The sequence below is a fragment of the Micromonospora jinlongensis genome, from assembly GCF_013410645.1.
In the GTDB taxonomy this organism is placed as follows: Bacteria; Actinomycetota; Actinomycetes; order Mycobacteriales; family Micromonosporaceae; genus Micromonospora; species Micromonospora zamorensis.
This window is the reverse complement of the sequence record NZ_JACCHK010000001.1, coordinates 6,718,171-6,729,981: the sequence shown is the minus strand read 5'-3', so window position 1 is coordinate 6,729,981 and position 11,811 is coordinate 6,718,171. Positions and strand designations below refer to the sequence as shown.

9 protein-coding genes are annotated in these 11,811 nt (G+C 72.0%); 1 reads left to right on the top strand and 8 read right to left on the bottom strand.

The genetic code is table 11. The features are described from left to right. Positions 1 to 83: 83 nt before the first annotated feature. Both HNR22_RS30320 and HNR22_RS30315 read right to left on the bottom strand, forming a co-directional pair. Entirely contained in the window at positions 84 to 1,790 is a 1,707-nt protein-coding gene (locus HNR22_RS30320; RefSeq protein ID WP_179783256.1) for a glycoside hydrolase, read from the bottom strand. A gap of 97 nt (positions 1,791 to 1,887) precedes the next feature. Then, positions 1,888 to 2,751: a shikimate dehydrogenase gene (locus HNR22_RS30315; protein ID WP_179783255.1), complete on the bottom strand. Its 864-nt coding sequence runs from the start codon at positions 2,749 to 2,751 to the stop codon at positions 1,888 to 1,890. Between the two features lie 230 nt (positions 2,752 to 2,981). Between HNR22_RS30315 and HNR22_RS30310 the strand changes: the two genes are divergently transcribed. Continuing rightward, positions 2,982 to 3,413, top strand: coding sequence for a peptidoglycan-binding domain-containing protein (locus tag HNR22_RS30310; RefSeq protein ID WP_179783254.1), 432 nt, complete (start codon positions 2,982 to 2,984; stop codon positions 3,411 to 3,413). Positions 3,414 to 3,521: 108 nt separating this feature from the next. Here the strand turns inward: HNR22_RS30310 and mltG are convergent, their stop codons facing one another. The 6 genes from mltG to HNR22_RS30280 all read right to left on the bottom strand — a co-directional run bounded on the left by mltG (position 3,522) and on the right by HNR22_RS30280 (position 9,583). Next, the gene (gene mltG, locus HNR22_RS30305; RefSeq protein WP_179783253.1) at positions 3,522 to 4,721 is read right to left on the bottom strand and encodes an endolytic transglycosylase MltG; all 1,200 of its coding nucleotides are present in this window, start codon (positions 4,719 to 4,721) and stop codon (positions 3,522 to 3,524) included. Then, positions 4,721 to 5,179 carry a Holliday junction resolvase RuvX gene (ruvX, locus tag HNR22_RS30300; RefSeq protein ID WP_179783252.1) on the bottom strand — a complete coding sequence of 153 codons (459 nt, stop codon included), beginning with the start codon at positions 5,177 to 5,179 and terminating at the stop codon, positions 4,721 to 4,723. The genes mltG and ruvX overlap by 1 nt, the downstream gene beginning before the upstream one ends. A gap of 72 nt (positions 5,180 to 5,251) precedes the next feature. Continuing rightward, on the bottom strand, positions 5,252 to 7,930 hold the full coding sequence (gene alaS / locus HNR22_RS30295) for an alanine--tRNA ligase (RefSeq protein WP_179783251.1): 2,679 nt from the start codon (positions 7,928 to 7,930) through the stop codon (positions 5,252 to 5,254). Then, complete coding sequence (locus HNR22_RS30290) at positions 7,927 to 8,232, bottom strand: hypothetical protein (RefSeq protein ID WP_088947436.1); 306 nt, start codon at positions 8,230 to 8,232, stop codon at positions 7,927 to 7,929. The genes alaS and HNR22_RS30290 overlap by 4 nt, the downstream gene beginning before the upstream one ends. Positions 8,233 to 8,261: 29 nt before the next feature. Next, positions 8,262 to 8,726 (bottom strand): DUF948 domain-containing protein, encoded by a 465-nt coding sequence (locus tag HNR22_RS30285; protein WP_088947435.1) that lies wholly within the window; start codon positions 8,724 to 8,726, stop codon positions 8,262 to 8,264. A gap of 149 nt (positions 8,727 to 8,875) precedes the next feature. Beyond that, the gene (locus HNR22_RS30280; protein WP_179783785.1) at positions 8,876 to 9,583 is read right to left on the bottom strand and encodes a hypothetical protein; all 708 of its coding nucleotides are present in this window, start codon (positions 9,581 to 9,583) and stop codon (positions 8,876 to 8,878) included. Positions 9,584 to 11,811 lie beyond the last annotated feature (2,228 nt).

The window sequence follows — 11,811 nt, the reverse complement described above, 5'->3', positions numbered from 1 at the left end:
TGCATGAATCTGCAAGCCGACAGAACGCCGGAGGTCGGATGTCCGACCCCGGCGAACGGCGTCCCGTCAGCGCGTCATGGTCGTCAGCGGCTCCCCCCGGTGGGCTGCCGCAGGTACGGGTCCTGACCGGCCTTCGCGAAGCCGGCCACCGCCGCGGCATCGTGGTTCATCGTCATGTCGCAGGTCGACGTCCGGCTGGTCATGCCGGCCGAGTTGAAGTAGATGGCGGCCTTGATCTTGGGGTGTGCCTTCAGCGCCGCCGGGAACTCCTGGAACCAGCGCTGCTTGGCGCCCGGGTCGGCGGCGTCGAAGTTGGTGCCGAACTCGGCGAGCATCCGGGGCTTGCCGGCGCCGATGCCGTTGTCGTCCAACCAGCGGTAGAAACCGCTCACCGTCGTGCTCGGGCTCTTCCACACAGTGCTGCCGTTGCAGACGTGGAAGTTGTACGGGTCGTAGGCCACCCAGTCGACGTACTGGTCACCGGGGTACAGGCCGGCGTACCGGGAGTAGTGGCCGGACCAGCCCATCATCGTCCAGACCCATACCGCGTTGGTCGCGCCGGCCCGGGCGAACCGCTCGTGGACGTAGCGCCAGGCGCGGACGAAGTCGGCGTCGCTGCCCTTGTTCGGCTCGTCCTCGGGCTCGTGGTCGAAGCCCATGAAGACCGGCACCTTGGCGGCGCGGATACGGCCGGCGACCGCGTCGATGGTCTCGTCCTGCTTGCCGTTGTAGACGTCGGACCACTTCAGCGTGGTGCCGGCCGAGAAGTTGCGCGACTCCCAGGCGAAGAACATCAGCCGCCCCTCGCGCATCTGCTGCTGCTCGTACGCGTCCGGGAAGGCGCCGTTGCTGCCGGCGTTGGAGAAGTCGTGGTAGCGGTGCACGATGTCGAACTTGCGGCCGACCTGCGCCTCCACGTCGGCGACGGCCTTGCCGTGGTCCCAGCCACCGGCCGATCCGGCGGGCGAGTACATGCCCCACCACGCGCCGCAGGAGGGAACGAGCTTGGCCGACACGGACCCGCACTGGCCGGACGGAAGGGTGCCGCTCGCGCTCGGGGTCGCCGTCCGACTCGGGGCCACGGTCGGCGAGGGCTTCGGCGAGGCGGAGGTCGGCGAGGCGCTCGGTGCCGGCGGCGGCGCGGGCCGGGTGGTCGTCACCGGCGACGGCCGGGACCCGAGGTCGTAGCTGATCAGCAGGCTCGGGCGCAGATCCGGGCTGCGATTCTCGACCGACGCCCAGTAGATCCGGCTCTCCAGGCCCGTCTGGGCCAGCGAGACCGTCCAGGTGCCGTTGCCGGTGACCAGCTTCGAGACGTCCCACTCGTTGAAGCCCTTGGACACACCGGTCACGCTGTCCAGCGCGTCGCCGGCCGCCGCCAGACCCGGTCGGGCCTCACGGGCGCTCAGCGGCGAGGCGTGCGCCGTCACCGTGGCGGCGAACTGCTGCCAGGCGTGCACCCGCAGCGTCGCCCGGACGTTGACCGCAGCGGCCGGCACGGTGGTCACCGCGAACTCGATGACCGCCTCGCGGCCACCACGCGGGTTGCCGTCGCAGCGCGTCGGGCAGGTGGCCAGCGTCGTCTTGGCGGCGTTGTCCCCGTCCTGCGTCACCGCGGTCGCGGTGGTGTCCGCCGCCGCCCGGATCGACAGGTCGTCGCTGGCCAGCAGCGGCATCATGGTCGCCACGATGCCTGCCACCACCGATCCGCCGACCACACCGATGGCGATGGCCTTGCGCCGGGGTCCGGAGCGGAACCGGGTGATGCGGTGCAGTCCGTGCCTGGTCAAGGAAACTCCCTGTGTCTGCGTCCGTAACGGTGAGCAGCGTATCGATGACCAGGACTTGTCGCCGGGACGACAGTTTCCCGTAAGCGCGTCTTAATCGTCAGCTAAGAAAGTCGGCTGACGTCGCCTCCCCCAGCGCTTTCCGCATCGCCCCGACGGGGGCGACCACGCCGGTGAACTGCTCGAACTGACCGACCGCCTGCGCCAGCAGAAGGTCCAAACCGGACACCAGCCGGAGGCCGGCCGCGGCGGCGGCAGCGGCCAGCGGCGTCGGCCACGGGTCGTAGATCGCGTCGAAGAGCACCCTCCCCGGCCGCCACGCCACCTCGCCGGCCAACGGGTCGGCGACGCCCTTAGGCACTGTGGAGACGACCAGGTCAGCGGAGGAGAGGCACCCGGGCGCGTCGGCCCAGCCGGCGGGGGTCAGCGCGACGCCCAGGGCATCGGCCACCGGCCGCAGCTCGTCGATCGCCTCCGGCCGGCGGGCGACCACCGTCACCGACGGGCAGCCCAACTGGGCGGCGGCGGCCAGCGCGGCGCGGGTCGTGCCACCGGCGCCGAGCACCGTCACGGCGGCATCCGCGCTCACCCCGGCGGCGGTGAGCACCTGCACCATGCCGGCGACGTCGGTGTTGTCGGCATACCAGGAGCCGTCCGGACGGCGTACCAACGTGTTGGCCGCGCCGACGGCGGCGGCGACCGGCGAGGCCTGCGCGGCCACGGCGAGCGCCGCCTCCTTGCCCGGCATGGTCACCGACAACCCGGCCCACTCCGGGCCCAGGCCGGCGACCAGATCCGGCAGCTCCGCCGCCGCGCACTCGATCCGGGTGTACGACCACCCGGTCAACCCGGCGGCGGCGTACCCAGCGGTGTGGATCACCGGGGAGAGGGAGTGTGCGATCGGTTTGCCCAGCACCGCGGCCCTACGGGTCGTATCGCCCGGGACCCCTGCCGTGTTCCGCATCACTCTCCGCCCTCCGCAATGTTCGGATCGACCCTACCCAGCACGCAGGCCAGGCCACCAGAGAACGGGGCCGCGGACGATGATCGGCGGCCTGACCATCGCTTGACGGACATCGATGGCGGTGAAAGCATTCTTGCGACGGTACGGCCGATCTAAACCTGGGGGGAACCTTGAACAAACGCATTCTGCGTGCCCTTGTCGCGATTGCCGCGGTCTTCAGTCTTTCGCTGATGATCGCCGCGCCCGCCCGTGCGGACGCCGCGGCGGGCAGCTGGTCGGACAACCACCAGCTCTGCCAGTCCAGCTCCTGCGTGCGCAGTGGCAACATCGTGCGGCTCTGGCAGTCCATCGTCTGGGCCGACGACCTGACCGGCAACATCGGCACCAGCTTCATCGACGGAGAGTTCGGCTCCAACACCGCCGCCAAGACCCGGACCTGGCAGGACGTGATGAACGTCGGCATCGACGGCTCGGTCGGGCCGGAGACCTGGGGCGAAGCGTACGGCGCGGTCAACCGGAACACCGGTTACGACACGAGCACCCAGACCGGTTACTTCTACTACGGTTACAATCGCACATTCGCTCTGCGAAAGCAGAACAGCAACGGCGTGTGGACGTTCCTGAACCCGCGCACCGGTTCGTGGACGGGAACGAGTCACTGACAATGACGCGATAAATGCGTCAGCATTGACTAGAAAGGCTCCCTTCCCGGCGAGACCGCAATTTCGGTCACCGTCGGGAAGGGAGCCTTTCCAGTCTGCCGTGACCGGTCAGATGATGCCGGCCTCCCGGGCCTTGGCCTCGTTGCGCTGGTGCTGCTCGTACGTCTCGGCGAACTCGGAGTGGCCCTGCTTGTCGATCGCCACGAAGTAGAGCCACTTGCCCGTCGGCGGGGCCATCGCCCCTTCCAGGGCCTGCTTACCCGGGTTGTTGATCGGGGTGGGCACCAGACCCCGCAGCTTGCGGTTGTACGGGTTCTTCTGGTCGTCCAGCTCGGCCGCCGTCATCTGCTTGGACGACTTGGTCGGCTTGCCGATCGACTCCAGGTAGTAGTTGACCGTGACGTCCATCTCCAGGCAGTTGCAGTTGAACTCGCCGTACACCCGGTTGTACGCCACCCGGGCGACCTTGCCCAGGTCGTCCTTGTTGCCCGCCTCGGCCTGGGCCAGCGAGGCCACGATCAACGCCTCGTACGGGCTGACACCGCCCCGCTCCTTCTGCACCCGGTCGGCGAACTTCATCTCCTCGGTGACCGTGAGGAAGTTGTCCACCATCAGCTTGAGGATGCTCTCCGCGGTGGCCTTCGGCGGGATCTCGTACGTGTCCGGGTAGAGGAAGCCCTCGACCGACTTGGCGATCTTCTTGCCGTCGCCGCGCGTGAACCACCAGTCCGGGATGCCGAGCCCCTCCGGGTCCTTCGCCGCGGCCTCGAACTCCTTGGCCGGGATCTTGGTCTTCTCGGAGAGCAGCTTGTAGATGTTCTTGGCGGTGCGGCCCTCGGGGATGGTGAGCCCATTGACGATCTTGTTCTTCAGGTCGAGCATCGCGGTGACGGCACTCTCGCCACTCATCTGCTTGCGCAGCTTGTACGTGCCCGGCTGGATGTTCTTGCTGCGGGAGTTGGCCTCGGCCGCCTCGATGAACGCCTTCTGGCTCTTCACCACGTCGGCCGCGACGAGGGCGTCCGCCATGTCGGCGATCAGCGCCCCGTTCTTGATCTCGACGGTGATCTCACCGGACCCGGCGCCGTCGTAGTCGGGGGTGACGAAGTAGTTCTGGATGCGGTCGAAGCCGTAGAACGCGCCACCACCGATGCCGCCCAGCAGGACCAGCGCCATCAGCAGAGCCAGGAACGTCTTGCCCCGGCCGCCGCCACCCGACCCACCGTTGCGCTTACGGAAGCTGCGCCGATGCCGGCCCTTCTCCCCCCGCTCCGGCTCGTCGAACCCAAGGTCCAGATCGTCGATCATTACGTCCGCCTCCGCTGCGCATCCAGCCAGCTCTGCAGGATCTCCACCGCGGCCGCCTGGTCGACAACCGCACGTTGACGTTTACCTCGGACGCCACGCTCGGCAAGCCTACGAGAAGCGACCACGGTCGACATCCTCTCGTCAGTGAGCGTTACCGGGACGGGCGCTATCACATCGACCAGTCGGTCAGCGTACGCCTTCACATGGACCGCCGCAGGGCCGTGCCTACCCGCGAGATTGACCGGAAGGCCGACGACAACCACAACGGCCTCGTGCTCGGCCACCAGCGCGGCCAACTCGGCGAGATCACTCGGCACCGCGTCCGGCGCCGCCGTCAGATCACGGGCCAGCGTGACCAGCGGCGTTGCCAGGATCCCGTCCGGATCCGAGCGGGAGACCCCCACCCGCACCTGGCCGACATCCACACCGATCCGCACACCGCGCTCGAACTCAACCACCGAGGGTCACCGCTCGGTGGGTACGAACCAGGGCGGACCAGATGGCCCGCCCTGGCTGAGAGTGATCACCCATCACGCCTCGGTGATCGCCTTCTCGACGGTGAGCAGCAGGTTCGGTGCCTCGGTCGCCGGCAGTCCGCCACCCTGGGCCAGGTCGGGGCTGCCACCGCCGCGCCCGGAGAACGCCGCCTTCACCAGCTCCGATGCGGCCAGGCCCCGGCTGCGCGCAGCCGCGTTGACCGCCACCACCAGGGACGCCTTGCCGTTCGACCGGGCCGCCACCGCGACCACCGCCGGCCGCGCCGGGTCGATCTTGCCGCGAATTTCCTGGGCCAGGGTCCGCACGTCGTTCCCGGCCGCACCCTCCGGCGCCTCGGTGCCCACGTACGCGACCCCGCGCACGTCCTTGGCCTGCGCGGCGAGCGCCGCCGCGCCACCCAGCACCAGCTGGGCGCGCAGCTTCTCCAACTCCTTCTCCGCGTCCCGGAGCTGGGTGACGGTCTGCTCCACCCGGTCGGCCACCTGGTCGTTGGGCACCCGGTACAGCTCCGCCAACCGGGAGACCAGCAGGTGCTCACGGGCCAGGAAGCCGAAGGCGTCCATGCCGACCAGCGCCTCGACCCGGCGGACGCCGGAGCCGATGGACGACTCGGAGAGGATCTTCACGAGGCCGAGCTGGGCCGAGCGGGCCACGTGCGTGCCGCCGCACAGCTCCCGGGCGTAGTCACCCACCTCGACGACCCGCACCTCCTCGCCGTACTTCTCGCCGAAGAGCGCCATCGCCCCGATCCGCCGCGCCTCGTCCAGCGAGGTGATGAAGGCGTGCACCTCCAGGTCGGCCAGGAGCACCTCGTTGACCTGCTGCTCCACGTCCCGCAGGACGGTCGGCGACACCCCGGTCGGGGTGTTGAAGTCGAACCGCAGCCGACCGGGCGCGTTCAGCGACCCCGCCTGCGTCGCCGACTCACCGAGGAAGTTGCGCATGGTCTGGTGCACCAGGTGCGTGGCGGTGTGCGACCGGGAGATCGCCCGCCGCCGGGTCGTGTCGATCTCGGCGTAGCCGGCCTCACCGGCGCGCACCTCACCCCGGATCACCCGGGCGCGGTGCACGATCAGGCCGGGCACCGGCTGCTGCACGTCGAGCACCTCGACCTGGCCGCCACCGACGGTGATCATGCCCTGGTCGGGCTGTTGACCACCGCCCTCGGCGTAGAACGGCGTCGTGTCGAGAACCAGCTCGATGGTGTCGCCCTCGGTCGCCGCCTGGCGCGGGCCGTCGGCACCGAGCAGCGCCCGGACCGTCGACTCGCGGGCCACCTCGCTGTAGCCGGTGAACGTCACCGGGCCACCCGAGTCGAGCACCGACCGGTACGCCGACAGGTCGGTGTGACCGGTCTTGCGGGCCTGCGCGTCCGCCTTTGCCCGGGTCCGCTGGTCGGCCATCAGCCGCCGGAACCCCTCGTCGTCCACCTGGAGGCCCTGCTCGGCGGCGATCTCCAGGGTCAGGTCGATCGGGAAGCCGTACGTGTCGTGCAGCTGGAACGCCTTCGCCCCGGACAGCGACGTGCCTCCCGCGGTGCGGGTCTCGGCGATCGCGGTGTCCAGGATCGTCGTGCCGGCACGCAGAGTGGACAGGAACGCCTCCTCCTCCGCGTACGCGTAGTCCGCGATCCGGTCGAAGTCGGTCGCCAGCTCCGGGTACGACGGGGCCATGCAGTCCCGGGCCACCGGCAGCAGCTCGGGCAGCGCGCGATCCTGCCAGCCGAGCAGCCGGATCGACCGGATCGCCCGGCGCATGATCCGGCGCAGCACGTAGCCACGCCCCTCGTTGCTGGGGTTCACACCGTCGCCGATCAGCATCAGCGCGGTGCGCACGTGGTCGGCGATCACCCGCAGCCGGACGTCGTCCGGGTGCGACTCACTCGCCACGTGCCCGGAGTGCGCGCCGTACCGCTTACCGGTCAGCTCCGCCGCCCGCGCCAGGATCGGCCGGACCTCGTCGATCTCGTACAGGTTGTCGACGCCCTGCAGGATCGAGGCCATCCGCTCCAGGCCCATGCCGGTGTCGATGTTCTTCGCCGGCAGGTCACCCAGGATCGGGTAGTCCTCCTTGGTGGTGCCCGGACCCCGCTCGAACTGCATGAACACGAGATTCCAGTACTCCATGTACCGGTCCTCGTCGACCGCGGGGCCGCCCTCGGCGCCGTACTCCGGGCCCCGGTCGTAGAACAGCTCCGACGACGGGCCGCACGGCCCGGGAATGCCCATCGACCAGAAGTTGTCCGCCTTGCCCCGACGGACGATCCGCTCGGCCGGCACACCCACCGACCGCCAGATCTCGTACGCCTCGTCGTCGTCGAGGTAGATCGTCGGCCAGATCCGCTCGGGGTCCAGGCCGTAGCCACCCTCGGCGATCGGCTTCGTGGACAACTCCCAGGCCAGCGGGATCGCGCCGGCCTTGAAGTAGTCACCGAAGGAGAAGTTGCCGTTCATCTGGAAGAACGTGCCGTGCCGGCTGGTCTTGCCGACCTCGTCGATGTCCGGGGTGCGCAGGCACTTCTGCACACTGACCGCCCGCTGGTACGCGGGAGTCTGCTGCCCCAGGAAATACGGAACGAACTGCACCATGCCGGCGTTGACGAACAACAGGTTCGGGTCGCTGATGGCGGGCAGCGGAGCGGACGGCACCACGGTGTGGCCATTCGCCTCGAAGTGCGCGAGGTACCGTCGCTTGATCTCCGCCGTCTTCATCGCTGGTGTTCCTCCGGAAAGATTTCCCGATCGCCGATCCGCGGGTCTTCCCGCAGCTCGGCGAACTGATCGTCGAACGCCTCGCCCTGGGCGAACGCCTGGTGGATCTCCTGCTCGCGCTCGGCCATGCCGACCCGCACGTCCTCCACGAAGCTACGCAGCGACTCGACCAGCCCGCCAGCGGATTCCGTCAACGTGCTGGCGATGCCGGCCGGTGTGTACGCCTGGGCGGTCCGGGTCGCCTTGCGGACCACGATCACGCCGACGGCCACTCCGATACCGAGCCAGAACAGACGCCTCATGTCTCGTTACCTCCTGGTGCGCCGGCCGGTCAGCGGTTGCCGCGCCGCGCGGCCCGCCGCTGCTGCTTGATGGTGTCGCGGACCTCACGCTCGGTCTCGGCGTGCCGACGGCCGGCAGCGGCCTTGCGCACGCTGTAGCCGAACGCGGCCACCTTGACCAGCGGGTTGGCAGCCGCCGCGGAGACGACGGTGGCCAGGTTGGCGACATTGGCGGTGACGTTCTGCGCGTGGCTGGTCATCGTGTCGACCTTCGCGAGCTGCAGGTTGACGCCGTCGAGCGAGGTCTGCACCTGCTCCAGCGCCGTGTTGACGTTCTTCACCGTGGTGTTCACGTCACCGAGCAGCGGCGCGGTCCGGTCGTTGAGGTCGTTGATCATGCGGGTGGTGGCGTCAACCGTGTGCCGCAGCCGCAGGATGGGCAGCGTCAGGATGAGCACCAGCACCGCGAACGCACACGCCGCGATCAGCGCCGCGATGGCTCCAATGTCGCCCACGCCTGTCCTCCTCAAGCAGAGTTCCGCAGGACCCGACGTCCTCGGAACGCACAACGATGGCACCCGTACCGGTCGTCGAGTCGTCGACGCTCACCGGTAGCGGGCATGCCCGCCAGCCCCAGACCCTACCGTCCGTGATGGAGGCCGGCTCAGGACGGTGAGGGTGTCAGCTCCCCCAGCGGATCACCGCTGACCGTCGGGAACGGATCCTCTCCGGTCAGTGACGGGTCGGTCGTCGGCTGCGGCCTGGTCCGCTCGTCGTCGATCGCGTTGCGTACCTTCACCGACACCAACGAGCCGGTGCACCCTGTCGCAGCGGCCGACGGATCGGCAGACGGATCGGTCGACGGCACGACGGCCGGCTCGCCGTCGACCGGCGGCGGCACACAGGTCGGATCGCGGACCCACAGGTCGAGCGTCAACTCGTCGCGCCGCCAACAGGTGTAGCTGCCCTTCGTCTCCTGCTCCGGGCAGCGGCTCACCTTCCACGGCTGCCAACCGTCCTGACGCAACGCGTCCTCGTAGGCCTTCGCCGTCTCGTCCGGCGCCTTCTCCGAGGTCACGGTGCGCTCACGCAGCCGGCAGTCGAGCAGACACCACCGGCTGCCGCTGACGTCGTCGACCGTCTTCGCGGCAGCCCAGCCGGGCACGTCGAGCTGGTCCAGGTTGTCGAAGACCGGGTCACGGCTCAGCGTCCGGATGCCGAAGAAGAGCGGCACCGCACCGAGCAGCACGATGCTGACCAGCGCCAGCACCGCCGCACGCAGCCGGCTTCGTTCACGCGACTCGCGGCGCGCCTCGGCCCGGGCACCCGCTGCGGCGCCGTCGTCGGGCGAGTCCTGATCCGCCGGGCGCAGCGCGGGCCCGCCGGACGGATCCGGTGTCGGGCGGTCCACCGGGCCGGACGGGGACGGCACCACGGCGGCGGCGCGGGCCACACCGACGGGATCGCCGGGACGGCCGGGCGGCGGCACCGGGGCGACACCGCTCGGCTCGGCGCGGCCGGGCTCCCGATTAGGAGGCAGGGCACGGCCGGCGGCACGGTCGGGCGGCACGGGTCGACCGACCTGCGCACCACCACGGGCCGGCGCGGGAGAACCGGGTCCGCCGCCCGGCGCACCGCTCGCCCGTTCGTCGGCGGGGGGCGGTTGCATGCCACCGGGTGGGCGGACGGCGGCGCGGGCCGGACCGTCCGAACGCGGACGCGGCGGCCCGTCTCCACCCGGAGGCGCGGCGGCACGAGCCGGGCCCTCCGAACGGACGGCGTCGCGGGGGGCGGCGTCGGCACCGGGGCGAGCTGGGCCGTCGACGACGCCACGACGCCCGGCGCCCGGTCCCTCACCCGCACCGGGCCGGGCCCGGCCGGGCGGAGTGGAGCGGGCGGCGTCCCGAGCCGGTGCGGCGGTGCCGGCGTCGGGCGCGGGTCGCCCGGCGGCGTAAGGGTCGTCGCCCCGGTCGGTCGCCGGCCCGGGTCGACCCGGGCCACCCTCGACGGGCGCACGTCGCCGACCGGCCGGATCCGGAGCAGGCATCCCGTCCGGGCCAGGGCCAGCCGCCGTACGGCCACGCCGCACTGTGGGATCCGGAGCAGGCATGCCGTCCGGGCCAGGACCAGCCGCCGTACGGCCCCGCCGCACCGTGGGATCCGGAGCAGGCGCCGCAGTGCCCCTGCCCCGGCCGGGACGGTCGCCGGTCGCCGGCGGATAGGGCGTCGCCTGTTCTCCGGTGGAACCCGACGCGTCGGGGCGTACGGCACGACGACCGGTGGGTCCCTCCGCGCCCGGGTCGGTCGGCGACCCAGCGGGCCGACGGCCAGCCGGGCGCTCCGCGGCCGGGTCGGGTACGCCGAGCCGACCGGCGGCCGGGTCGACGATGTCACCGGTGCCGGCGGGCGGTGCGGGACGCCGGCCCTCGGCCGGTGGGGGGCCGCCTCGGCGGTTGACCACCGGCAGGCCCGGGTCGGTGTGCGGTAGGCGACCGGCCTGGCGCAGCCAGTCGGCGGGCCGCTCCGGGCGGTCCGGTCGAGGTTCGCCGCCGGCCGGCGGACGCCGCTCCGGCTCGTCGGAGGTGGCCCGGCGGCGACCCGTGCCGTCGGTGGGCGTGACGGTGGGCGTCGCGCCGCTGTGACCGCCGGACGCTGCGGGCACCGGCGGCGCGTTGCCTGAGCGGGGAACCACCGGCTCGTCGGGTTCGGCCGCGCGGCGGTGGCCGCCGGCTACCGGGCGGGAGCGTTCGGCGGCACGGCGGCCGGTGGGCTCCGGCGCTCCGGGGTCGACGGGGCCTGGCCGACGCCGGGCGGTACGCGGGTCACGGTCGATGGCGGGGTCGGGTCGCAGGCCATCCGCGACCGGCGGGACGGCGCCGGCCGGCGGGCCGTCGAACCGCGCCGCGCCAGCGGGGGACGGCCCGGCGGCCCGCGCCCGATCGGGTGCTGGACCGGCGGACCGGCGACCGGCGGGCGTGCCGTCGGCAGGCGGCACCGCGCGGCCGGGCTCGACGGGCTCGGGGCCCGGTCGGCGGCCCGGCGCTCCGGCGTCCGGTCGGCGCAACGGTGGCACCGCGTTCGGGTTACCCCCGGGCCCGGCAGCGCCCGGACGGCGACCAGTCGGGGCGGCGGCATCCGGACGGCGACCGGTCGGGGCGCCGGAGGTCGGAGGGCCCACGGGTGGGCCGGGCGGAACCGCCGCGGGGCGGGAGCGGACCGGGCCGCCAGGCGCGTCGGGGCGGGACCCCGGTGGGCCGGCCGGGTCACCGCCGAGGGGTCGGGCGGTGGGTGGCGCCGGCGGTACGGCGGCGCGAGCAGCGGGTGCCGGCTGCACTCCTCGGCGCGCCGGCTGGCCCGGGGCGGGTGCACCGGGGCTGGCCGCGGGTGGCCGGTCATCCGGGCGGCGGCCGGCGGGCGGCACCTCCCCCGGCCAGGGGCCGTCGACCGGTCGACGCGGGCCGGCACCCGGGTCGGTCTGGCGCGGCGCCGGTGGAGCCGGGGCCTCCGACGGCACCGGTGCACCTCCGCGCCCACCGGCCGGCGCACCCGTACGCGGCCCCGCCGGTTCGGCCGGCGCACCGGCAGCGGGACGGCTCGGCT